This is a genomic window from Hyalangium minutum, assembly GCF_000737315.1.
Taxonomy (GTDB): Bacteria; Myxococcota; Myxococcia; order Myxococcales; family Myxococcaceae; genus Hyalangium; species Hyalangium minutum.
In genome coordinates this window covers 95,377-118,164 of the sequence record NZ_JMCB01000023.1, presented here as the reverse complement: position 1 = coordinate 118,164, position 22,788 = coordinate 95,377, and the positions used below count along the sequence as shown (strand labels likewise).

The following is a 22,788-nucleotide window of genomic DNA, read 5'->3' as shown; positions in this document are numbered from 1 at the left end:
CTAGGCGAGGTCCTGAGCCGCGAGGGCTCGTGCACGCGGCACGTGCGTGCGCAGGGCCTTCACGACGCGCTCCACCTCGGCCTCGGTGGCGCCAGGGCCCAGGGAGAAGCGGAGCGAGGCGTGCGCCTGGGCAGGCGTAAGGCCCATGGCGGTGAGCACGTGCGACGGCGTCAGCGTCCCGGAGGCACAGGCCGCCCCTGAGGAGACGCAGATGCCTTCCAGATCCAGCGCGATGAGGAGCGCCTCTCCATCCGCGCCATGGATGGAGAGGTTGCTGGTGTTGGGCACGCGCGGCGCGCCCGCGCCGTTCACGGTGACATCGGAGATGCTCGTGAGAACCTCGCGCTCGAACGTGTCTCGCAGTGCACCCACGCGCGCGGCGGTGGCCTCCTGGTCTTCCTGGGACAACTCCAGGGCCAGGGCGAGCGCCTCCGCGTAGGGCACGTTCTGAGTGCCGCCTCGGCGTCCCGCCTCCTGGTGACCCGGGGTGAGGGCTTGTGTGTCTACGCCCTTGCGCACCACCAATGCGCCCGCGCCAGCGGGGCCTCCGAACTTGTGCGCGGACAGGGCAAGCAGATCCGCGTCTACCTCGCGCAGGCTCAGCGGCAGCTTCCCCGCCACCTGCACCGCATCCGTGTGGAAGAGGATTCCGCGCTGGCGGCACGCACGGGCCACCTCAGCCACCGGCTGCACCACGCCCGTCTCGTTGTTGGCCCACATCAGCGAGCAGAGCGCCGTTGCTGGAGTGAGCGCTTCCAGCACTGCCTCCGCTCGCACGCGGCCGTCCGTGCCTGGCTTCAGCCGCACCACCTCCGCGCCCTGCTTCTCCAGCTGCGTCAGCGCAGCGAGCACGGCCGGGTGTTCGATGGCCGAGGACACGATGCGGCGCCGGTTCGCATCTGGCCGCGCGAGGAAGGCGCCCTTGAGCGCCAGTGCATCCGCCTCGGAGCCGGAGCCCGTGAAGCAGATCTCCTTGGGCTCGCAGCCGAGCACCCGCGCCACCCGGGCCCGCGCCGAGTCCAACCGGCCCCGAGCCTCACGGCCCGCCTGGTGCACGCTCGAGGGATTGCCGAAGCCGCCCTCGGTGAAGGCCCGCGCGAGTGCCCGGGCCACTTCCGGCCGCAGCGGAGCGGCCGCGTTGTGATCCCAGTAGATCACGCGTCCTGCGCGGCGAGCAGCGAGACCGGCCGCTCATCCGCGACGCCAAACGCCTCCAGGAACCGGTTCACCAGCTCGCGCTTGAGTGCCTTGCGCTGGTTGGCGCGCCCAGACAGCGGCAGCCGTGCGCCCGCCATGCTCCCATGGCCGCCCGAGGAACCGCCGTAGTCCTCGCAGATCTCCCGGATCAGCCGGCCCGCGTTCATCCGCCGATCCTTCACTCGCAGGGAGACGTAGAGCTGGTTGCGGTACGTCGCATAGGCCAGCGACCACTTCATGCCCTCGAGGAACATCATCCGCTCGGCGACCTCGGCCACCATGTCCGGGGAGTAGACCTCCTCCAGATCGGTGACGATGGCCGAGCTGTACACCTTCGCCCGCTCGAAGGCCGTGTGGTACAGCTGGAAGTAGCGGGCCGGCAGCACCGGATGCTCGATCTGCCCCAGCAGCTGCTTGTCGCAGCGCGGGAAGAGCCACAGGTAGCTGTCCACGTCCGTCTGGGTCGTCTCGCGGCCCAGATCCCGCGTGTCCGCTTTGATTCCGTAGAACAGCGCGGTCGCCACCTCCACCGAGGGCTCCAGCTTCGCCGCGCGCATGTACTCCACCACCATCGTCGAGGTGGCACCAAAGTCTCCGCCCACGTCCGCGAACGGTGCCTGCAGGCTCTCCTCGCGCAGCGGGTGGTGATCCACCACGATGTCCACCCGGATCCGCGACGGCAACGAGTGGTTGCCCACCGGCGGCTGCGTGTCCACCAGGCCGAACAGATCGAACGAGTCCAGATCCAGCTGCGACACGTGCGACACAGGCAGGTGCAGCACCTTCACGAAGGCGATGTTCTCCGCGCGCCCGATAATGCCGCCGTAACCTACCCGGGCCTCGATGCCCGCACGCTTCTCCAGGATGTGGGCGAGGGCCACTGCGGCCGCCATGGAGTCCGGGTCCGGGTTGTCGTGGGTGAGGATGAGTGCCCGCTTCTTGCCCTTCGCCACGCGCATCAGCCGTTCCAGCTTGCCCCGGGCAGGCAACTCCGCGAGCCGGGGTGACGCAGGTTCCGCACCTTCCCCTGGAGGTGGGGCTCGGCGGGGGTGGACGGACGTTGTACCTGGCATGGTCGCTCTTCTTTTACCGCCTCCGGCGAAAGGCGTCTCCTTCGTCCAATCATGCGAATGGACCGGAGCGCCTTCATGGGGAACAAGGAGGCCACTCGCCCGATTGATCCCCTACCCACCCTTGCATGAGAGGTGGGTAGCCGTGGCCACGCTAGTTGATGGCCTTGTACCGGCGGTTCAAGTCCCTGAAGTACTTGACGCCGTTGTCCAGCGAGTTCTCGATCGCGTCCATCAGCAGCGTGCGGAAGCCCGCCACGGGGCCGCGGAAGGACTCGTAGTACTTCTGCCGATCGATCGAGTGGATCACCGCCGGCATGTAGTTGTTGCGCAGCAGGATCAGGTTCGTGCACATCCGGCCCACCTTCCCGCTGTGCTCGGTGAAGGGGAAGATCTGCAGGAACATGTGCTGCACCGTCGCCGCCTGCTTGATCGGGTGGAACTCGCGGAACTCGGCGCTCGCGGTGTAGTCCACCAGCTTCTCCAGCGCGGGCTGGATCTTCGCGGGCTGGGCGATGTCGTGGAAGTACGTGCGGTGCAGCGGCATGTCCTTGCGGAAGCCTGCCCGATCGCGCTCCTTGGCCAGCTCCTTCTCGGTGCGCTCGCGACGCTCGGTGGCCGCGCGGGCCGCCTGGGCCTCGGGCGTGTTGCCGATGAAGAGATCGTGCATCCGCTTGATCTGCGTCAGCGTGATCTGCGCGGTCTTCTTGCTGGTGGCCGCTTCCTCTCGGATGTAGTCGCAGACTGCCTTGTGGTTCCGGACCTCCAGCACCACCGGCATCATGGACGCTTCGGCCGCCAAGCGGCCCGGATACAGCGCCGCGGTCAGCTCCTGCTGCGTGTACACGACGCCCTCAAGCGCCGCATCGTGGTAGATCCACGACATCTCGAAGCGGTCGATGAACTCCCGGGCCTTCTCCTTGAAGATGCCCAGGTAGTCGCGCAGCGCTTCGTTCTTCTCGTCGATCTCTTGGTAGCGTTCCTTCACGGACCTGCGGCTCCTTCGTGCCCGTTCCCCATCACGTCTCTGGGGATCTGGCGTCCGGCCGTCAATTGAAACCGGGGCGGGATTCTAGAAATTCCGTGCGGTTGGGACAACAAAACCCTGCTTCACAGGTCGACGAGGAAGACCTCGCATGCCTGGTCGAGCAGTTCCTTGGACAGGGCGGGGGGCTGTTGGCGGTAGCGCGCGGCGTCCTTGATGAGCGCCACCAGGTCTCTCGGGTGGCACGCGCGCAGCTGCATGCTCCGCGGCTTGTAGTACGCCTCGAAGAGGTAGGTGACGGCCTGATCCACGTAGGGGATGCCTGCCGCCTCGCACACACGCTCGAAGATCTCCCGGAAGGTGCGCTCGTCCGGGTTCTTCACCTCGATCTTGTACTTGATGCGGCGCAGGAACGCCTCGTCCACGAGTTCCTTGGGATCCAGGTTCGTGGAGAACACCAGGAGCTGTTCGAAAGGGATCTCGAACTTTTTACCGGTGTGGAGGGTGAGGAAGTCGATGCGCTTCTCCAGGGGGACGATCCACCGGTTCAGCAGGTCCGTGGGGTGGACCTTCTGGCGGCCGAAGTCGTCGATCAGGAGCATGCCGCCGTTGGCCTTCACCTGGAACGGGGCCTCGTAGAAGCGGGCGGTCTCCGAGTAGATGAGATCCAGCGTCTCCAGCGTCAGCTCACCGCCCACCACCACGGCGGGCCTGCGGCAGAGCTGCCACCGGTTGTCCATCTCGAAGGTTTGCCGGCGCCCCGCGTTGTCGCGGCCCAGCTCCAGCGGGACGGCGGTGTGGTTCAGGTTGTCGAAGACCTTGATGATCTGGTTGTCGATCTCGATGCAGTAGGGGATGAAGGCCTCGCCGCCGAACATGCGCGAGATGGCCTCGGCGAGGCTCGTCTTCCCGTTGCCCGGAGGGCCGTAGAGGAACAGCGAGCGGCTCGAGTTGACGGCGGGCCCCAGCTTGTCGAGCAGATCCTCGGTGACGGTGAGGTGGGACAGGCCCATCAGCAGATCGTCCCGGCTGACGACGGGGTTCTCCTCGGTCTGCTGGCTGATGAGCGCGTTGTACTGCTCGAGGGGCACGGGGGCGGGGCCTACGTAGGTGGTCCGGGTGAGCGCGTCGCGCGCGTACTCGCGGCCCTTCTCGGTGAGGACGAACTCCACCGAGGCGCGGCCGAAGCCCTTGCCGCCGCGCAGGTCCACGAGCTTCTCGTTGGCGACGAAGTCCACGACCCGCTCGATGACGCCGGGCCAGGGCAGGCACAGCTCGTCGGCGATCGCCATGCCCGTGCCGGTGCCCGAGTAGTACAGGAACTTCAGGGCGATGTCGGACAGCAGGCCCATCTTGAGCCCGGTCTCCTCCAGCGACTTCGGCTCCGGTGGAGCGATGTCGAGGATGGCCGGATTCTCGAGATTGAACGGGTTGTCGTCCTGGTAGCCGGGCTGAGGCATCGCGTCGTTTTACCTCATCCGTTCCAGGAACTGCTCAGACGTAGGTGAGCCACTCGGCGTAGCGGGGCTCTTGGCCCCGGACGACGCGGAAGTAGGTGTCTTGCACGAACTTCGTCACCGGGCCGGGCTTGCCCTCGCCTACCTGGCGGTTGTCCACCTCGCGCACGGGGGTGATCTCCGCGGCGGTGCCGGTGAAGAAGATCTCGTTGCCGATGTAGAGCGCGTCACGGGTGAAGGTGACTTCCTCCACGTAGCGGCCGCTGTCCTTGAGGAGCTTCAGCACCGTGTCGCGGGTGATGCCGTCGAGGATGGGGGAGGAGAGGGGCGGCGTCTTGATCACGCCCTTCTTGTTCACCATGAAGATGTTCTCGCCGGAGGCCTCGGCCACGAAGCCGCTGATGTCCAGCAGGATGGCCTCGTCGTAGCCGCCCAGCACCGCCTCGCGCTTGGCGAGGATGGAGTTCACGTACTGGCCGGAGATCTTCCCGCGCACCATGTTCACGTTCACGTGCATGCGGGTGAAGGAGCTGACCTTGGCGCGGATGCCCTCGCGGATGCCCTTCTCGCCCAGGTAGGCGCCCCAGTCCCAGGCGGTGATGACGGCGCGGATGGGGTTCACCGCGCCCAGGCCCATGGCGCCGTCGCCCATGAAGGCGATGGGGCGCAGGTACGCGCCGTTGGAGAACAGGTCGCGCTGCTTGCGCAGCAGCTCCAGGCAGGCCTCCTCCAGCTGCTCGGCCGTGTACGGCATCTTCATCAGGCAGATGTGGGCCGAGTCCATCAGCCGCTGGATGTGCTCCTTCAGCCGGAACACGGCCAGGCGGCCGTCATGCGTGCGGTAGGCGCGGATGCCCTCGAAGACGCCCAGGCCGTAGTGCAGGGCGTGGGTCATCACGTGCATGTGGCCCTCGTCCCATTTCACGAACTTGCCGTCGATCCAGATCTGGTCTGCGCGCAGGACGGAGGACGAAGTGGAGCTCATGGGGATTCCTTAATAGACAGGGGCGGACGATGCTTGGGGGGCGCCTTTTTTCACATGCCGTGGGTCCCGTCAAAGCGGGAATGCGGTCAGGCCTGCGCGATCTGCGACAGGTTCGCCTTGGCCTTTTCGATATCGCCCTCGTACTTGAGGACGAGGTTCAGGGTGGAGGCCACCAGATCGGCCGTGAGGGCGTCCGCGTTGAGGAGCGCCAGGCTCTGCGCCCAGTCGAGCGTCTCGCTGATCGAGGGAGCCTTCTTGAGGTCCAGCTTCCGGATGGCGGCCACGGCCTCGATGACCTGCTCGGCCAGGGTCTGGGCGACCTGGGGCAGGCGGGCCCGGACGATGCGCAGCTCGCGCTCGCGATCCGGGAAGTCGATGTGCAGGTGCAGGCAGCGGCGCTTGAGCGCGTCCGACAGCTCGCGCGCGTTGTTCGACGTGAGGATCACCCGGGGCAGGTGCTTCGCCTTGAACGTGCCGAGCTCCGGAATCGTCACCGCGTTGTCCGAGAGCACCTCCAGCAGGAAGGCCTCGAACTCGGGGTCCGCCTTGTCGATCTCGTCTACCAACAGGACGGCCGGGCGCTCGGAGACCAGCGCTTGGAGGATGGGGCGCGGCAGCAGGAAGCGCTCGGAGAAGAAGACGGCGTCGCCCGTGGCCAGCCGGTCCGCGGCCTCGGTCAGCGAGCCGGTGCCCGCCACCATCTCGCCGATCTTGTCCTTGAGCAGCTGGGTGTAGAGCAGCTGCTTGGCGTACTCCCACTCGTACAGCGCCTTGGCCTCGTCCAGGCCCTCGTAGCACTGCAGGCGGATGAACCCGCGGCCCAGCGCCTGGGCCAGGGCCTTGGACAGCTCTGTCTTGCCCACGCCAGCGGGGCCCTCCACCAGGATGGGCTTGTCCATGCGGTCTGCCAGGAAGCAGGCCGTGGCGATCTCCGGGGAGGGCAGGTATCCCACCTGCTCCAGACGGGTCTCCGCGTCCTCCACGCTGGCGAAGGGACGGGTCTCGGGCGTCGTCGAAGGGGGGCTCACACCCTGAAACTTAACCGAGGCGATCCGAGACACTGCGGCAAAAATGCCAGAGTTCCGCACGTCCTGCGCCCCTGCAGGCAGGCCGCCTCGCGTGTAACCCCCAGGAAGCACGAAGGGAAATACTTTACGCAACCCAGGCACGCGGTGTGCATCAGAAGGGCGTGTTCCGATTCACGAGGTGGGCGGCCATGTGGGTGTGGTTGCGGGTCATACTGGCGATGGTGGTGGCGGTGATGCCGGGCGGGTTCCCGCTGGTGCTGGGCTATGTGGCCACCCGGACGCTGCTGGCGCGGTGGCGGGCGGCGCGGGCGCAGTCGCAGTTGAGCGGGCGTGAGCCGTCGCTGAAGGACGTGGTGGCGTCGCTGCAGTTCCGGGAGCTGGTGCGCGAGGCGCGCGCCGCCCTGTGATTCTCGGTTGTTCCGCGCGGCCCTCGGGTTCCGGGCCGCGCGTCTTGGGGACTTCCCGTTACGGCTTGTCGAGCTCGTCCACGAGGGAGGTCCAGTCATCCTCCTCGGGCTTCTTGATGCTGTTGAGCGGCACCATCACGGTGCGCTCCACCGGATCCTCTGACTCCTGAGCCGCGGCCGGAGCGGGCTGCGCTGGAGCAGGAGGGGCCTTCTTCGCAGCCGCGGGCTGGGCGCCTACCGCTGGACGGGTGCCGGTGGATGACGCGCGTCCCGGAGCTGGACGGGCCGGAGCCGCAGGAGCGGGCGCGGGGGCCGGAGCGGCCGCGGTGTTGAGCTGAGTCTTCACGGCCACGTCTTCGTCGTCCGAAGCGGCCGGTTTCGCAGCGGCGGCGGGCTTGGCAGCGGCGGCGGGAGCCGCAGCGGGGCCCTTGCTCTTGTAGCGGGCCAGCTCCAGCTCGGCGACCTTGAGCGCCTTGCTCTTCTCCTGGACGGACTGCTGGAGGCGGGCAACTTCCTGGGCCTTGATGGCGTCGCGGCGCTCGAGCTCCGCCTTCTGCTTGGCGTTGAGGTCCTCGATGTCCTTGAGGTGCTTGGCGTCGAGGTCCTTGCGCTCCTTCTGCGAGCCCGCGAGCTTGGCGGCGGCCTCGGCGAGCTTGGTCTCGGCGGCGGAGACCTTGGCGTTGAGGTCCTTCTCCGCGCGGCCCTTGGCGCTGACGGCGTTCTCCAGCGCCAGCTCGAGCTCCTGGATCTTCCGGGCGCGGGTGGTGAGCTGTCCCTGGAGCTCCTTGGCCTTGGTCTCGGCGTCGGCGGAGCGCTGCTGGTTCTCCTGGGTGAGCTGGGTGATGCGAGCCTCCGCGGCCGCCAGCTTCTTGGTGAAGTCCTCGGCGACGCGCTTGGCCTCGGAGCGCTCGGCGGCCATGGCCTGGGCCTGCTGCTGGAAGCGGTTCTCCGCCTGCTGGAGCTGGCCGCTGAGGCTGTCACGCTCGGAGGTGAGCTTCGCCTGGGCGTTGCCGGCCTGACGCAGCTGCTCGTCGCGGGCGGCGATGTCCTTGCGAGCCCCGTCCAGATCGCCGGTGAGGTTGTTCACCTGCTGCTGCAGGGCCTCTGCCTGGCGGCGGGAGTTCTCGGTCTGCTGGGTGAGCTTGGCCTCGAGCTGCTTGAGCTGCTCCGTCTTCGCGGTGACGTCGCGGGTGAGGGCCTCGGCCTGGCGCTGCTTCTCCTGGGTGACGGTGGTGAGCTTGCGGAGCGTGTCGGACAGCTCCTTGCTCTTGGCCGCCAGATCGTTCTGGAGCAGCTCCTCGCGGCGCTGGGACTCCTCGGTGAGCGTGTTGAACTGGTCCTCGAAGCGGTGCCGGGCGTCCTCGGTGTGGGCCAGCTGCGAGGTGAGCTGTGTCACCTCGGCCACGCGCTCGCCCAGCTCCTGCTTGGTGTGGGCCAGCTGCTCGGCCAGCTCCTGTCCGTGCTCGCGCGCGTCGGTGAGTTGGGCCTCCAGCTCGGCCTTCGTCTGGGCCGCTTCCTGCTTGCTGCCCGCGTGCGCGGCCTGCTCCTTGGCCAGCGCGTCGCGCGTCTGGGCCAGGGTGCCCTGGGTGGAGGCCAGCTCCTGGATGGTGGCATCCAGCTCGCCGCGCAGGTTGTCCCGCTCCTCGATGAGCGAGGTGATCTGCTCGGTGGTCTCCTGGGCCAGCTTCTGGTGCGCGGCGCGCTCGGCCTCGTAGTTGCCCTGCGTCTCGGACAGCTCGGCGCGCAGCTGGCCGATCTGGCCGGTGAGGTCCGCCTCCTGGGCGGCCTTGGCCTCCTCGGTGTCGCGGAGGACGCCGCTGAGCCGCTCGATCTCCTCGCGGGAGGCCTCCAACTCGCCTTCGCGCGTGGCCAGCGTCTGCTGGGTCTGCGACAGGGTGGCCTGGGTCTTCTCGAGCGTGCCCTTGGTCTCGGTCAGCTCGCTGTCCAGCTCGTCGCGGATGGCCTCGGTGGAGGCGAGCGTCTGCTGAGTCTGGTCCAGCGTGCCCTGGGTCTCGGTGAGCGTCTGGGTGGTGGCTTCCAGCTCCCCGCGCGTGGTGGAGAGGGTCTCCTCGGTCCGAGCCAGGGTGCCCTGGGTGTCGGCCAGGGTCTGCTGGGTCTGGGCCAGCGTGCCCTGGGTCTCGGTGAGCGTCTGGGTGGTGGCCTCGAGCTCGCCGCGGGTGCTGGAGAGGGTCTCCTCGGTTTGGGCCAGGGTGCCCTGGGTGTCCGCGAGCGTCTTCTCGGTGGAGGCCAGGGTCTGCTGGGTCTGGGCCAGCGTGCCCTGAGTCTCGGTGAGCGTCTGGGTGGTGGCCTCCAGCTCCCCGCGCGTGGTGGAGAGGGTTTCCTCGGTCCGAGCCAGGGTGCCCTGGGTCTCGGTGAGCGTCTGGCTGGTGGCCTCCAGCTCGCCCGTGAGGCTGGCGATCCGGCCGTCGCGGTCGGCCACGTCCGTGCGCAGACCCTCGATGCTGTCGTCGCGCTGGGCGATGGTCTGCTCCAGCGAGGCGATGTGGGCCCGCAGCGACTGGATCTCGCCGGTGAGCTTGGCCTCCAGCGCGTCCTTGGCCTCGTTCAGCGCCTTCAGCTGGCCGGTGAGGTCGGTCTCCAGTGCGTCCTTGGCGGCCTGGAGCGCCTCGAGTCTGCCGGTGAGATCGGTCTCCAGCGCGTCCTTGGCCTGCTGGAGGGCCTGCAGCTCGCCGCTGAGCTCGGCCTCGCGGTCGGCCAGGTGCGTCTTGACCGCCTCGACTTCGCCCTCCAGCTCACCAATGCGCTCCAGGTGCTGCTGGATGGTGGAGTTGAGCTCCGCCTCGCGCTGCTCGTTGCGAGAGATGGTGTCGGCCAGATCCGTCTCGAGGCCGGAGATCTTGCTGTCCCGCTCCTCGATGCGCTGGGTGAGGTCCTGCTCTTGCGCGTCCTTGTCCAGCTTGAGCTGATCGCGCTCGCCGGTGGTGCGAGCCAGATCCGCTTCCAGATCGGCGATCTGCTCGTTGAGGCGGGACTCGAGCGCGGCGGCGGTGGTCTTGAGCCGCTCGATCTCCGCGTCCGACTGGGCGCCGTGCTCCTCGGCGGCGGTGGCGCGCTGCTCCAGGGAGCGGACGGTGGTGTCGCGCTCCTGCTCGGTCTGGCGCAGCCGCTCGGTGAGGCCCTGGATGTCGCCTTCCATCGCGGCGTAGCGCAGGTCGCGCTCGCTGATCGTCTGGGCGAGGGTGGCATCCAGCTCCTCGCCGCGGCGGCGCAGCTGGAGGATGTCGTTCTCGCGGTCGCGCAGGGTGTCGTTGAGCTTCTGCTCGCGGACCTCGGACTCGAGCGTGGAGGTGTTGAACTGCTTCTCCAGGCTCTCGTACTCGGTGCGGGCGCGATCCAGCTCGGAGGCGCGGCGGGACAGCTCGTCGTCGCGGTTGCTGACCTCCTTCCGCAGGACATTGATGTCCTTCTCCTTGGCCGCGACGACCTCGATGAGGTCCTTCTCGGAGGAGAACTTCTGGAGGAGGAGATCGTCCACGGTGGCGCCGTGCTCACGCTCCTTCTGGAGCATGGCCGTCTGCGCCTCGTTGAAGCGGCGCAGCAGGTCGTCCACCTGCATCTTCAGGCCCTGCAGCTCCACGTCCTTCTCGTGGAGCCGGTCCTCGACGGAGACCAGCTCGCGCTCGCGCACGCTCCAGATCTCGGAGATGCGGGCCACCTGGGCCTCGCGGGCCTTGAGCTCGTCGCGCAGGACCTGGAGCTTGCCCTCGGGCGTGCCCATCAGCTCGCGCTTGGGCGGGGTGCGCTTGGTGTTGCGCGACTCGGCCAGCAGCTCCGCCTTGCGGTCCGCGATGGACTGGAACGCGCGGTCGAGGAACGTGCGGTCCTCGTCCGTGATGGCGCTGCGGCGCTCGCGCTTGGGCAGCTTCGGCGGGCCACCTGGGGGCGGGCCGCGCAGGGGCGGCGGCATGGGCGGCGGGGCCTCGCGCGGGTTTCCGGCCAGCGCGGAGTCCAACGACGCATCATCCGCCGCGTCCTCGGGGTTCCCCGGCGGGATGATGTTGGAGCTGATGGACGCCAGCTCTCCCATCTCGAAGGGGATGACGAGGTAGCCGTCCGCGGCAGCGGGCGTCTCGCGGTGCTTCTTCAGCGCCTCCTCGCCGGTGTCCGACGAGAGCAGCAGCACCTTGAGGTTCTGGCCCCACTTCCCCTTTTTGATCTGGCCGCAAAGGGTGAAGCCGGACTGGTCCGGCAGCTCGGCGCGCAGCACCACCAGATCGGGCCGGCGCTTTTCCATCTCGCGCTGGGCCTCGGCGGCGGTGTTCGCCATGGCCGTCTGATACCCCGCGCTGCGGAGAACCGTGGCCATGCTGAGGGCAAATTCATTCTGGGCTTCGACGATGAGGACCCGACGCTCCATGAAGTCCTTCAATTCGCGATGGATCGCGAAAAGTGCAGTGAAATCCGGCGCATCCTACCCAGCAGCCAAGGAGCAGGGAAGTTTCCGAGGCGGGCTCGGCTGGCCGGGCTACGAGCGTTTACCTCGCAACGCTCCCTGGATCGGGGTGGGAGTGGGCACTCGGGGCGGATCAGAAGGCCCCTCGTCCCTCCCAGGGAAGTTGGTGGGAGGGGTATGCCGGGCGAACTGAGCTCCTTCTGGAGGGCAGTAGCCGTGCGCCAACTGGGCAAACCAGGGATCAAGGGCTGAGGACGGCGGCTCGGCCTGGGGGAGCTCTGGCTCTGGAGCCTCTTCCACGGCCTCCGCGACGGCCTCCTCGGGCTCGTCATCGGGGAGGGGGACGGGGGTGGACTTGGCGGCGGCTGGGAGCACGGCCTCGGGGGGCTCGTGCACCTCGTCCACGGGCTCCACCATGTCATCGACCGCTTCGACGGCGCCGTCGGCGTCCTCGATCGCGTCTTCCTCGTCGACGGGCTCGACCGCGTCGTCCGCCTCATGCACCTCGTCTTCGGCATCCAGCGCTTCGGCGGCGTCGGCTTCGTGGACCTCGTCGTCGCTGAGCTCTTCCGGTTCCTCCACCCGAGGCTGAGGGTGAGGAGGGGTAGGCTCCGCTTCGTCCGAGATCTCCTGGGCGGCTTCCTCGGAGAGTTCCTCGGGCTCTTCCTCCACGGGCTGCTGCTTCTTGGAGGAGATCGGCAGGGGCGGAGGCGTTCGGAGCGGAGGAGGCTCCACAGGTGTCAGGCGCGGCGGAGGACCCTTGGTCTCGAGAGGAGGCGGGCTCCGGTTCAGAGGAGGGAGGACAGGTCTCGCCTTGTCGGTGATCTCCTGCCCGCGCGCAGGCTCCTGAGGGGCCGCACGGGGGCTCGGTGCAGGAAGGGGGGGCGGAGCTTCGTCCACGGCCGGACGGGAGCTCGTTGAGGGAGCCGCAGGAGGCTCCTGAAGGGCAGGGCGGGTACTGGACGCCGGGGCCGCAGCGGTGAACGGAGCGTCCTGCAGCGCCGGGCGCGTACTCGGGGCCGGCGCCAGGGGCGGGAGCTCCTGGGAAGGCCTCTTGGGGCTCGTCGACGCGCTGGCCACAGCCACGAGAGGCGGTTCCTGGGGAGCGCTCTTGGGGCTCGGCGGCGGCGGGGCCGCAGGGGCGGGAGGACGGCGCGTCTCGGGCTCCGATTTGGAGGTCGCCGCCGAGCGGCCTTCGAGCTGCCTCATCTGGACGATCGGCGTGGGAGAGGGCGGCTCCTCGACAAACGCGGGCGCGGAAGGGCGAGCCGAGGCTGAAGCCGAAGCAGGGGCCTCCCGGGAGACTCCCAGCGGCGAGCGCACGATGGGCGTGTGGGACGAGTCGTCCTTCGTGGGCGGGCTCGCGCTGACGATGGAAGTCGGAGGCTCCTCGGGCTCGCTGCGGCGGGATCCTCTATTAGAGGAGGAAGCGGGCTTCGAGTCTCGCAGGGGCAGGCCCATCACCACGGGAGGCTCGGAGGGATTCGCCTCCGGCTCGGTCTTCACCAAGCGCGTGTCGAGCCCGTCGTCGGGCAGGACCTGGCCGACCACCAGCGGCAGTTCGTCACGGGGAGACGCCTTCCGGGAGCCCTTGTTCGAGGGCTTGTTGGCGCGAGGCGGGCGCTTGCCACTCTCGGGAGGCTTGAGGTTGGTGAGCCGGTTGGTCGGCGTGCCCGTCATGGTCGGCTCGGGAACCATCTCGCTCCGGGCCACTGCCGCCTGCTGCTTCCCCAGCAACTCGTCATAGATGTCCAGGAGCTTGCCGCGGATGAGTCCCGCATCCAGTTCATGCTCGGCAAAGGAGCGGGCCTCGCGCCCCATCTCCACCCGGCGCGGGACATCGCGAGCCAGCTCGAGGATGCACTCGGCCAGCGCCTTCGCATCGCCCGGCGGGTGGAAGACGGTGGCGGAGGAGGGGAGCAGCTCGCGCGTCACCGGCAGGTCCGCGGCGATCACCGGCCGGCCTGCGGCAAGGTACTCGGCCGTCTTGGCCAGCGGCCCACCTTGGAGCCGGTTGCGATCCAGGTCCTCCAGCGGGAGGACGCCCACGTCCGCCAGCGCCAGCACCTTCACCAGATCGTCGTGGAGGACGGGCGGCTGGAACTCCACGTGTTCCTGGAGGCCCAGCTCCTTGGCCAGATCCTCCAGGTGGGGCTGCCAGTCGGGGTGGCGAGGGCCCACCAGGGTGAGCTTCACCTCGCCGCCTTGCTCCAGCGCCAGCGCCAACGCGCGCAGCAGCGTGGGCACACCCTGCCACCCGGCCTGGCTGCCCAGGTACATCAGGCGCATCGGCTGGTTGTCCGGGGCGCCGACCACATCCGGCGTGTACGGCCCCAGGTCCACCGGCGCTCGAATCACCCGCGTCTGCTCGGTGCTCGCCCCAAGTGAACGGATGTAGGTTCGAGTGGTCTCCGAGCCGGTCATGACCAGATCGGCGTTCATCAGGCAGAACAGCTCCTGACGGCGGACCTTGGCGAGGAAGCGCCGGTCGCCCTCGGTCTGCGGATGCGTGTAGCGCAGTTCCTGCGAGGGGAACGTCTGGGCCTCATAGATGAGGCGGTAGCCGTAGTCCGCCTTCATCTCGCACAGCACGTAGCCGCCGAAGGGGTCCGTGAAGTGCGCGAGGGCGTACTCTTCGCTGTCGAGCTGGCGCTTCACTGCGCGTTCAAAGGCCTGGATGCGCGAGGCGAGATCTCCCGAGCCCACGGGCACGCGCAGCAGGCGTGCGCCCTGATACTTCTCGATATGGGAGTGGTCGGGCGTCTTCGCGGACAGCACCACCACGGAGAAGCGATCAGGCAACGCCTTGAGGTACTCGGTCAATCGGCGCGACGAACCCGACGGGCCAGGGATGACGTCGAAGCTGCACAGCAGCAGTCTGGGCAGGTCGCTCAAGCGGACTGCAGGATACTCGGTCCTTTTCCAAGGTGTCATCGGCCGTGACTGGGTCTCCGGTCATGCGACGAACAGAAAATTCCACAGGCTCGTTGACCCCTCGGGCGCATCGACCTAAAGGCGACCTTGTCTATGGACGACCTGAAGAGCGTCACCATGAGCTACCTGAGGAACCTGGCGCGAAAGCACCTGGGCTCGGGTTACAGCAAGCTCACCAAGAAAGAGCTGATTGCCGCGCTCGCCGAGGTCGTCCCCGCACTGAAGAAGCTGGCCCAGTTGGCTGGGGTCAAGCTACCCGCTCGTTTGAAGCCCGCTGCCAAGGTGGGCGCTTCCGCCACGAAGCAGTCCCGGGAGCCAACCCGGGCCAAGGAGACCCGCGCCGTGGACAAGAAGGATAAGAAGAAGGGGCCGGAGAAGAAGGCCCCGGCGGCCAAGAAGGAGCCGGAGAAGAAGGTTGCGGCTCCCAGGAAGGAAGCGGAGAAAAAGGCTCCCGAGCCCAAGAAGGAGCCGGAGAAGAAGGCCGCGGCGCCACAGGGCCGGAAGGGGCAGGCCTCGCGCTCGGCTGCGTCCCAGGAAGAGGATGCCTCCGCGTCCCGGCGGCCCGCACAGGTGGTGAACTTCCCACCGCGCGTCCGTTTGCCCCGCTCGGCCGAGGAGGCCTGGCAGGAGGAGACCGCGGAGATGGTGGTCGCGTCCCCCGAGCTGGAGGCGGTGTTCCAACACGCCGCCGAGCCGCTGGTGGAGGGCTTCTTCGTGGCCCGGATGATGGGCGAGCGCGAGCTGCGCCGTCACCACCTCACCGAGGAGCAGGCCCCTCGCTCCAAGTTCGAGAACGGCGCTGTGGGCCTCGAGGAGAACCTGGGCGAGCTGCCGCTGGACTACGGCAACGATCTGGCCCTGGCCCTGGCTCGCGATCCGCACACGCTCTTCATCACCTGGGACTTCAGTCCCGCCACGCGGGCCCGGGCGATGGAGGGGCTCAACGAGCCTCGGGCGATGCTGCGCGTGTTCGATGGGGAGCGGCTGGTCCGCGAGCTGGAGGTCGTCCTCGAGTCCCGCAGCTTCTACATCCACGGGCTGCCGCCCGGCCGCCCGTACCGCGTGGAGGCCCACTTCGTGGACCGGGGAGGACGCTCGCGGCGGATTGGCTCCTCGACGCACCCGCTCACGCTGCCGCACACGGGCCCCTCCCCGGACAAGGCCGTGCGCTTCATGCAGCTACCCCCACCGCCGATCGTGCCGGTGCAGAGCGTGGCGCCTGCTCCGGTGGTGGCCACGGCCCTGACTCGTGAGGAGCAGGGCCAGGAGCGCCAGTACATCACCTGGCACCGCGTCCCGCTGCCGGGCAGCGCGGATCTGTCGGAGCTGCCGGTGGACTGGCGTGAGCGCGTGGGCCGGAGAGGAGAGGGGGCTCGTCCGCCTCCGCCTCCTCCACCGTCGCCCCTGCCCGAGCACCTGGAGGTCTCCGCGCGCCCACCCGGCTCCTCGGAGCAGACGGCCGGCCGCGGGGGCCCCGTTCGTGGGGGTGCCTCCGAGCAGACCCACTGGACGCCGCCTCCGTCGAGGCGGGGACGATAGGGCCACCCACCCATGAGTCAGGGCTCCTTGGCACTGGTGCTCCACGCGCACCTTCCGTTCGTCCGCCATCCCGAGCACGAGGACTTTCTCGAGGAAGACTGGCTCTACGAGGCCATCTCCGAGACGTACCTGCCGCTGCTCATGGTGTTCGACCGGCTGGCCGAGGATGGGGTGCCGTTCCGGGTGACGATGTCGCTCACCCCCACGCTCGTGAGCATGCTGCGCGATGGCCTCCTCACGGAGCGCTACACGCGCAAGCTGGATCGGCTGTGCGAGCTGGGCGCGCGCGAGGTGCACCGCACGCAGAACGATCCCACCTTCGGTCCGCTGGCGCGCTACTACCGCGATCACTTCGAGTCGCTGCGCGTGGCCTGGGACGGGCGCTACCACCGGGATCTGGTGAGCGCGTTTCGCCGGCTGCAGGACGCGGGTCACCTGGAGATCATCACCTGCTGCGCCACGCACGGCTTCCTGCCGCTGCTGCAGGAGACGCCCGAGGCGGTGCGCGCGCAGATCTCCGTGGCCGCGAATCACTACCGGCTGACGTTCGGCCGGGACGCGCCGGGCATCTGGCTGGCCGAGTGCGGCTACTACCCGGGCGTCGAGCGCTTCCTGGCGGCCGAGCGCATCCGCTACTTCTTCGTGGACACCCACGGGCTGACGGACTCCACGCCGCGCCCGCTGTATGGCCCCTTCGCGCCCATCTACACGGAGGCGGGGGTGGCCGCGTACGCGCGCGACCCCGAGAGCTCGCAGCAGGTGTGGAGCTCGGAGAGTGGCTACCCGGGCGATCCCATCTACCGCGAGTTCTATCGGGACATCGGCTGGGACCTGGAGCTGGACTACATCCGGCCCTACATCCAGCCCACGGGGGATCGGAAGAACACCGGCTACAAGTACTACCGCATCACCGGCAAGACGCAGGACAAGCTGCCGTACGATCCGATGGAGGCACGCGCTCGGGCCGCCACCCACGCGGGCAACTTCATGTTCAACCGCGAGAAGCAGATGGAGTACCTGTCCTCGCGGATGGGCGATCGCAAGCCGGTGGTGGTGGCTCCGTACGACGCGGAGCTCTACGGGCATTGGTGGTTCGAGGGCCCCCAGTTCCTCGACTTCCTCATCCGCAAGGTGGCCTCCGAGCAGCGCACGTTCCAGCTGGTGACGCCGTCGGATGATCTGCGCGAGCACCCGCGCAACCAGGTGGCCACGCCGCCGGCGTCCTCATGGGGCTCGGGCGGCTACGCCAACATGTGGCTGGACGAGTCCAACGACTGGATCTACCGGCACCTGCACCACTGCGCCCGGCAGATGGTGGGGCTGGCCCGGGACTTCCCCGAGACCTCCTCGCTGCAGCGCCGGGCCCTGAACCAGGCGGCGCGCGAGCTGCTGCTCGCTCAGTCCTCCGATTGGGCCTTCATCATGAAGACCGGGACGATGGTGGACTACGCCGTGCGCCGGACGAAGGAGCACGTCTTGCGCTTCCTGCGCCTGCACGATCAGGTGCGTGGCGGGAATATCGACGAGAGCTGGCTGTCTCTGGTCGAGTCGCGGAACAACATCTTCCCGGAGATCGACTACCGGATGTACCGGCCGCTCTGAGCGGGCCCTGGAGGGCCCCGGTGCTGGCGGGTGGCGGCTGTCCGTCCAGGTGTGGACACATGCGGGCAAGGCCCCCCGCGCTTCCTCGGGAAGAGGCAGGGCGGTGCACTGTTCTCCTCAGGTATTCGAGACGCGCTTTTGCTTGCGGGGCTCGGATGGCGCTTTAGCTTGAGGTGGATATGAGACAGCGAAACTTTCGTGTTCGGAGCACGGTCGTAGCGGCAGTGATGGTGTTCTCGACGGTGGCCCTGGCCCAGCCTGCGGCGCCTCTACCGGCCACCGGGAACCTGCAGCCCGAGACCCGGGCGGCCCAGGCGTTGCCCTCGCTGGCTCCGCTGGTGGAGTCGGTGAAGTCCGCCGTCGTCAATGTGGAGGTGGTCGCCAAGGTGTCCAGCTCCCGGGGCGGTATGGGCGACAGCCCGCTGGATCGCTTCTTCGGCGGCGGCCGGGGTGGTAGCCGGGAGAATGTGCGCCAGGGCGCGGGCTCGGGCTTCATCGTCGATCCCAAGGGACTGGTGCTCACGAACAACCACGTCGTCGAGGACGCGGTGTCCATCAGCGTGAAGCTCGATGACGGGCGCTCGTTCCCGGCTGAGATCCTCGGGCGGGATCCGCTGACGGATGTGGCGGTGATCAAGCTCAAGGGCAAGGTGGAAGGACTGCCCGTGGTGGGGCTGGGCGACTCGGACGCGGTGAAGGTGGGCGACTGGGTGCTGGCGATTGGCAACCCCTTCGGTCTGGCCTCCAGCGTCAGCCTGGGCATCCTGTCGGCCAAGGCGCGCAACATCGAGGCTGGTCCTTATGACGACTTCCTGCAGACGGATGCGGCGATCAACCCGGGCAACTCGGGGGGGCCGCTCTTCAACATGAAGGGCGAGGTGATCGGCATCAACACCGCCATCGTGGGCGGGGGCACGGGCATCGGTTTCTCGGTGCCGAGCAACCTGGTCAAGGCGCTGGTGCCCATGCTCGAGAAGGAGGGCGCCGTGACTCGCGGCTACCTCGGCATCCAGATCCAGGATCTGACGGCGGACCTCGGCAAGGCGCTCAACCTGCCCGTTACCGAGGGCGCCATCATCAACGATGTCACCTCGGGCAGTCCGTCGGCCAAGGCGGGGCTGAAGTTGGATGACGTGGTTGTCGCCATCGATGGGCAGAAGGTCGGCTCGGCCAACGCGCTCACCCGAGTGGTGGCGCTGAAGCGGCCCGGCACGGTGTCCACGCTGACGCTCTACCGCAATGGCAACAAGCAGGACTTGAAGGTGACGCTCGGCACGCGGCCTGACATCGAGGGTATCGGCAAGCGCACGCCGCGCGAGACGGAGGAGAGCTCCAAGGCTCGCGTGGGTGTGTCTCTGAGCGATCTGGATGCGCGCACGGCCCAGCAAGCGGGCTTCACGCGGAACGAGGGCGGGGCGCTGATCACCGATGTGGTGCCGGGCTCGCCCGCCGAGCGTGCGGATCTGGCGCCGGGCATGTTGGTGGTGGAGGCCAACCGGAAGCCGATCCGCAGCGCCGAGGAGCTGGCTGCGGCCATCAAGGCGACGCCATCGGGCGGCACGCTGCTGCTGCGCGTGCTGGCGCCGGGTGCCAACAGCCGGTTCCTGCGCGCCCTCAAGGTGCCGTGAGCCGAGGCGGGAGGACGCGTTGAGCGTGACGTATGTGGCGCTGGGGGATAGCTCCGCGGTGGGGGTGGGGGCGAGCAAGGGTGGGGGTTATCCCGAGCGCCTCGCCTCCCGCCTGCGGAAGCAGGGCCTGTCGGTCGGGCTCACCAACCTGGGGATGAGCGGCGCGGTCATCCGCGATGTGTTCACCTCGCAGATCAAGCGGGCTGTGGCCACGCAGCCCACGCTGGTGACGCTTGGCATCGGCACCAACGACTTGTGGCGGAGCACCTCGTTGGAGGACTTCCGTGACGATCTCGATCGGATCGCGCGGAGGTTGAAGCCAACGGGGGCCTCGCTGGTGATCGTCAACGTGCCGGACATGGCGCTGGCGCCGGTGGCACGCATGGTCCCCAGCCACCTCTACGAGGGCCGCATCGAGCCCTTCAACGAGGCCATCGCGGCTACAGCGCGCACACACGGCATGCACGTGGTGGATCTCTACTCGGCCAGCCGGGAGTTCCTCCCGCAGCGGCCCGACTTCTTCTCCTTCGACGGGTTCCACCCCTCGGACAGCGGCTACGAGCAGTGGGCGGATCTCATGCTGCCCACGGTGCAGCCGCTGGTGGAGCGGCGCTGAGCACCCGCGCCTCTTCGCAGCCGCCGCTCAAGCCTTGGCGACACCGGCAGGGGGCAGGGGACGCGAGTTGTCCGTGCTACGGCCTGCATGAGGCCCGCGCTCGCGGCCCGGGTGGATCTCCATGCCGGGCTCGTACGCGGACACCTTGTTACGGCCCCCTCGCTTGCTGGCGTAGAGCGCCGCATCCACGCAGTCCACCAGCGTCTCCTGATCGCTGGCATCCAGCGGGTAGCTCGCCACGCCGATGGAGATGGTGACGTGCCCCGTGGGCTGGGTCGGCACGGCCAAGCCCGCCGAGTCCAGCACCGCGCGCCGGAGCTTCTCGCCCACCGCCACCGCGCCCTCCTTGGCCGTCTGCGGCAGCAACACCATGAACTCCTCGCCGCCGTAGCGCGCGAGCGTGTCCACCTTCCGCACGCAGGGCCGGAGCACGTCGCACACCTTGCGCAGAATCTCGTCGCCCGTGCGGTGTCCCGCCGCATCATTGAGCCACTTGAAGTGGTCCACGTCGATCATCAGGACCGACAGCGGGGTGCCGTAGCGCTCGGCCCGCGCCAGCTCGGCATCGAGCCGCCCGAACAGGTGCCGCCGATTGGGCAGACCCGTGAGCGGATCCGTCATCGTGAGCAGCACTGCCTCCGAGTGCAGCCGCGCGTTCTTCACCGCCGTGGCGGCCTGATCCGCCACCGCCATCAGCAGCTCCAGCTCCTCCGGAGAGAAGCCAGCCACCTCTGGACGCTGGAAGTTCATCACCCCCAGCAGCTGATCCATGTGCACCATGGGCACCGCCAGCAGCGAGCCGTGATCCGTGCCGCCCACCAGGTTGCGCTTGGCGAAGATGCTGGAGCGATCTCCCACGTCCGGCAGGTACACCGCCCGGAGCGTCTCCGCGGCCCGGCCGCATGCGCCCTCGCCGATGCCGAAGGTGAGCCCCTCGCTGCCCCGGTGCTGAGGCCACGCACTCCGGATCTCCAGCAGCCCGTCCGCGTTGCGCAGCATGATCGAGAAGTTGGGGATCTTCAGCCGCTCCACCACGAGCCGGGTGATCCGCTCCAGCAGCTCGCTCAGCTCCAGCGTTGAGTTGAGTGAGTGCGCTACATCGAAGAGCAGTGACAGCTCCGTGATGCGCTCCTCCAGCTTCTCCTTCAGCGCCAGCTTCTCGTTGGCCAGCGCCAGATCCCGGTGCGTGTCGATCTCCTCCGCCTTCATCGACGTCAGCCGCGCCAGCATCTGGTTGAACGCCGCGCCCAGCCGGGAGATCTCGTCCGTTCCCCGCGTCTCCGCGCGCACCAGGAAGTCGCCCTCCTCGGCGCGCCGCATGATGGCGGTCAGCCGGCGCAGCGGCCGCCCGAAGAAGAAGTGCAGGGCCAGACCCATGGCCAGCGCTAGCACGACGCCGAACACCAGCGTCGCACCCATGGCCCCTTGAAACACCGCGGAGAGCTGGCGGCTCAGCAACGGCTCGGACAGGCGCACCTGGAGCACGCCCAGGCGCTGCGCGGTGTCCCCCGTGTGGCAACCCACACAGTCAGATCCGCCCAGCGGACGCACCACCTCCGTGCCCTCCCGCGCCGAGCGCGCCGTCTCCGGAGTGAGGGCCGTCAGCCGTGCGGCCTCCGGGTGAAGGGTGCCCTCTTCACTGCGCTGCCGGGACCAGCGGATCCGTCCATCCGGCGTCAGCACGTGCAACTCCGCCACCGAACGTAACAGGCGTGTATCCGAGCCGATCACCTCGGCTACCGCGCTGTGTGGATGTGTGCGATCCGCCTGGGGAAGAGTGAAGGTGGAGTCGATGAACTCCGCCAGGGCCAGTGCCTCGCGGTGAGCCGCGTCCTGGACGGCGCGCCGTGTCTCTCGCCAGAAGTAGCCGGCGCCCAGGAGCGCGACGACGAGGCCAGGCAAGGCAATGCTCCAAAGGAGCTTCCTGCCGACGGTGTGGGGACCCAGAGCCATGATCTCGGGAGGTGGGGCGCTGGCACCAACTCCAGCGGGACCTACAGGGTTGGAATTGTCCGGCGGACGACTGAGGGCTGTCAAACGGTGAAAGAAGAAATTTCCCACCCGGGTGGGGTTCGCAGAGAGACCCGTGCCGACGTGGGAAGGGTGGGGTACCGTGTACGCGTTATGGCCTCGTTGTTCATCACCTCGGCACTGCTTCCTGTCCCTCATGGCTTCGCCACCCGCGCGGGTGGTGTCTCCGAGGGCCGCTTGGCCTCGCTCAACCTGGGTTTCACCGTCGGAGACGTGCGCGAGCGCGTCGAGGAGAACTACCGCCGGCTCTCAGCAGCAGTGGGGGCGCCGCTCGGCGCGCTGCACACGGTGAAGCAGGTGCACGGGGACAAGGTGCTGCAAGTCTCGGGAGGTCAGTCCACGGACTCGTTGAGGCCCCAGGCGGGCGACGCGGACGCTCTCTTCACCGAGCAGGCAGGAGACTGGGTGGGCGTGTCCACCGCGGACTGCGTGCCGGTGCTGATCGTGGATCCGGAAGGAAAGCGCGTAGCGGCCGTGCACTCGGGCTGGCGCGGCACGGATGCGACGATCGCCGCGCGCGCGGTGGAGGCGCTGGTGGCGCGCGGCTCTCGGCCCGAGAGCTTGCTGGCAGCCGTGGGCCCCGCCATCCAGCAGTGCTGCTACGTCGTCTCTTCGGAGTTGGCCAAGAACTTCGCCGCGAAGTTCGGCTCGGACGTGGTGGTGGCCCGGGGAGACGAGTTCCGCCTGGATCTCTCCCGTGCGGTGGTACGGACGCTGCGCAGCGCGGGCGTCAAGGTGGCCCAGATGGACGTTCTACAGGACTGTACCTCCTGTGACTCTGGGCGTTTCTTTTCGCACAGGCGGGATTCGGGCAAGACCGGGCGTCACATCAATTTCGTGGTTCACCGCTTTTAGGCTGGGGCCGTTTTCTTGACCGTGTCGGAAGCCGCTCTTT

At 68.3% G+C, this 22,788-nt stretch carries 15 protein-coding genes; 6 read left to right on the top strand and 9 right to left on the bottom strand.

All coding sequences use genetic code 11. The features are described from left to right. The 6 genes from DB31_RS39060 to DB31_RS39035 all read right to left on the bottom strand — a co-directional run bounded on the left by DB31_RS39060 (position 1) and on the right by DB31_RS39035 (position 6,722). Positions 1-1,158 (bottom strand): cysteine desulfurase family protein, encoded by a 1,158-nt coding sequence (locus DB31_RS39060; protein WP_044197869.1) that lies wholly within the window; start codon positions 1,156-1,158, stop codon positions 1-3. Further along, the gene (locus tag DB31_RS39055; protein WP_044197867.1) at positions 1,155-2,270 is read right to left on the bottom strand and encodes a DHH family phosphoesterase; all 1,116 of its coding nucleotides are present in this window, start codon (positions 2,268-2,270) and stop codon (positions 1,155-1,157) included. Before DB31_RS39055 ends, DB31_RS39060 begins: the two co-directional genes overlap by 4 nt. 151 nt (positions 2,271-2,421) lie before the next feature. Beyond that, positions 2,422-3,255 (bottom strand): Fic family protein, encoded by an 834-nt coding sequence (locus tag DB31_RS39050; RefSeq protein WP_044197865.1) that lies wholly within the window; start codon positions 3,253-3,255, stop codon positions 2,422-2,424. A gap of 122 nt (positions 3,256-3,377) precedes the next feature. Further along, positions 3,378-4,712, bottom strand: coding sequence for an AAA family ATPase (locus tag DB31_RS39045; protein ID WP_044197862.1), 1,335 nt, complete (start codon positions 4,710-4,712; stop codon positions 3,378-3,380). 34 nt (positions 4,713-4,746) lie between these two features. Continuing rightward, complete coding sequence (locus DB31_RS39040; RefSeq protein ID WP_044197861.1) at positions 4,747-5,694, bottom strand: branched-chain amino acid transaminase; 948 nt, start codon at positions 5,692-5,694, stop codon at positions 4,747-4,749. An 86-nt stretch (positions 5,695-5,780) separates the two neighbouring features. Next, positions 5,781-6,722 (bottom strand): AAA family ATPase, encoded by a 942-nt coding sequence (locus DB31_RS39035; RefSeq protein WP_044198034.1) that lies wholly within the window; start codon positions 6,720-6,722, stop codon positions 5,781-5,783. Positions 6,723-6,910: 188 nt separating this feature from the next. On the opposite strand from DB31_RS39035, the gene DB31_RS39030 reads away from it, so the two are divergent. Beyond that, positions 6,911-7,129: a hypothetical protein gene (locus DB31_RS39030; protein WP_044197858.1), complete on the top strand. Its 219-nt coding sequence runs from the start codon at positions 6,911-6,913 to the stop codon at positions 7,127-7,129. A 58-nt stretch (positions 7,130-7,187) separates the two neighbouring features. On the opposite strand, the gene DB31_RS39025 is transcribed toward DB31_RS39030, so the two are convergent. Both DB31_RS39025 and DB31_RS39020 read right to left on the bottom strand, forming a co-directional pair. Then, positions 7,188-11,507, bottom strand: coding sequence for a response regulator (locus tag DB31_RS39025; protein WP_044197856.1), 4,320 nt, complete (start codon positions 11,505-11,507; stop codon positions 7,188-7,190). 108 nt (positions 11,508-11,615) lie between these two features. Then, on the bottom strand, positions 11,616-14,345 hold the full coding sequence (locus DB31_RS39020) for a glycosyltransferase family 4 protein (RefSeq protein WP_044198032.1): 2,730 nt from the start codon (positions 14,343-14,345) through the stop codon (positions 11,616-11,618). Between the two features lie 225 nt (positions 14,346-14,570). Here DB31_RS39020 and DB31_RS51010 point away from each other — a divergent pair, with 225 nt between their 5' ends. The 4 genes from DB31_RS51010 to DB31_RS38995 all read left to right on the top strand — a co-directional run bounded on the left by DB31_RS51010 (position 14,571) and on the right by DB31_RS38995 (position 19,862). Continuing rightward, positions 14,571-16,016, top strand: a complete 1,446-nt coding sequence (locus DB31_RS51010) for a DUF4912 domain-containing protein (protein ID WP_052420596.1) — start codon at positions 14,571-14,573, stop codon at positions 16,014-16,016. Positions 16,017-16,028: 12 nt separating this feature from the next. Beyond that, positions 16,029-17,618 (top strand): glycoside hydrolase family 57 protein, encoded by a 1,590-nt coding sequence (locus DB31_RS39005; RefSeq protein ID WP_044197854.1) that lies wholly within the window; start codon positions 16,029-16,031, stop codon positions 17,616-17,618. Between the two features lie 179 nt (positions 17,619-17,797). After that, positions 17,798-19,246 carry a trypsin-like peptidase domain-containing protein gene (locus tag DB31_RS39000; protein ID WP_044197852.1) on the top strand — a complete coding sequence of 483 codons (1,449 nt, stop codon included), beginning with the start codon at positions 17,798-17,800 and terminating at the stop codon, positions 19,244-19,246. 25 nt (positions 19,247-19,271) lie between these two features. Next, positions 19,272-19,862: an SGNH/GDSL hydrolase family protein gene (locus tag DB31_RS38995; RefSeq protein WP_240487171.1), complete on the top strand. Its 591-nt coding sequence runs from the start codon at positions 19,272-19,274 to the stop codon at positions 19,860-19,862. Between the two features lie 27 nt (positions 19,863-19,889). Here the strand turns inward: DB31_RS38995 and DB31_RS38990 are convergent, their stop codons facing one another. Continuing rightward, complete coding sequence (locus DB31_RS38990; RefSeq protein WP_044197846.1) at positions 19,890-21,815, bottom strand: GGDEF domain-containing protein; 1,926 nt, start codon at positions 21,813-21,815, stop codon at positions 19,890-19,892. Between the two features lie 171 nt (positions 21,816-21,986). On the opposite strand from DB31_RS38990, the gene pgeF reads away from it, so the two are divergent. Beyond that, complete coding sequence (gene pgeF, locus DB31_RS38985; protein ID WP_044197843.1) at positions 21,987-22,748, top strand: peptidoglycan editing factor PgeF; 762 nt, start codon at positions 21,987-21,989, stop codon at positions 22,746-22,748. Positions 22,749-22,788 lie beyond the last annotated feature (40 nt).

Coding starts and splice junctions, on each gene's coding strand:
- DB31_RS39000 (WP_044197852.1), top strand. CDS start 17,798: ATGAGACAGCGAAACTTTCGTGTTCGGAGCACGGTCGTAGCGGCAGTG.
- pgeF (WP_044197843.1), top strand. CDS start 21,987: ATGGCCTCGTTGTTCATCACCTCGGCACTGCTTCCTGTCCCTCATGGC.
- DB31_RS39040 (WP_044197861.1), bottom strand. CDS start 5,694: ATGAGCTCCACTTCGTCCTCCGTCCTGCGCGCAGACCAGATCTGGATC.
- DB31_RS38990 (WP_044197846.1), bottom strand. CDS start 21,815: ATGGCTCTGGGTCCCCACACCGTCGGCAGGAAGCTCCTTTGGAGCATT.
- DB31_RS39025 (WP_044197856.1), bottom strand. CDS start 11,507: ATGGAGCGTCGGGTCCTCATCGTCGAAGCCCAGAATGAATTTGCCCTC.
- DB31_RS39045 (WP_044197862.1), bottom strand. CDS start 4,712: ATGCCTCAGCCCGGCTACCAGGACGACAACCCGTTCAATCTCGAGAAT.
- DB31_RS39030 (WP_044197858.1), top strand. CDS start 6,911: ATGTGGGTGTGGTTGCGGGTCATACTGGCGATGGTGGTGGCGGTGATG.
- DB31_RS51010 (WP_052420596.1), top strand. CDS start 14,571: ATGGACGACCTGAAGAGCGTCACCATGAGCTACCTGAGGAACCTGGCG.
- DB31_RS39005 (WP_044197854.1), top strand. CDS start 16,029: ATGAGTCAGGGCTCCTTGGCACTGGTGCTCCACGCGCACCTTCCGTTC.
- DB31_RS39055 (WP_044197867.1), bottom strand. CDS start 2,270: ATGCCAGGTACAACGTCCGTCCACCCCCGCCGAGCCCCACCTCCAGGG.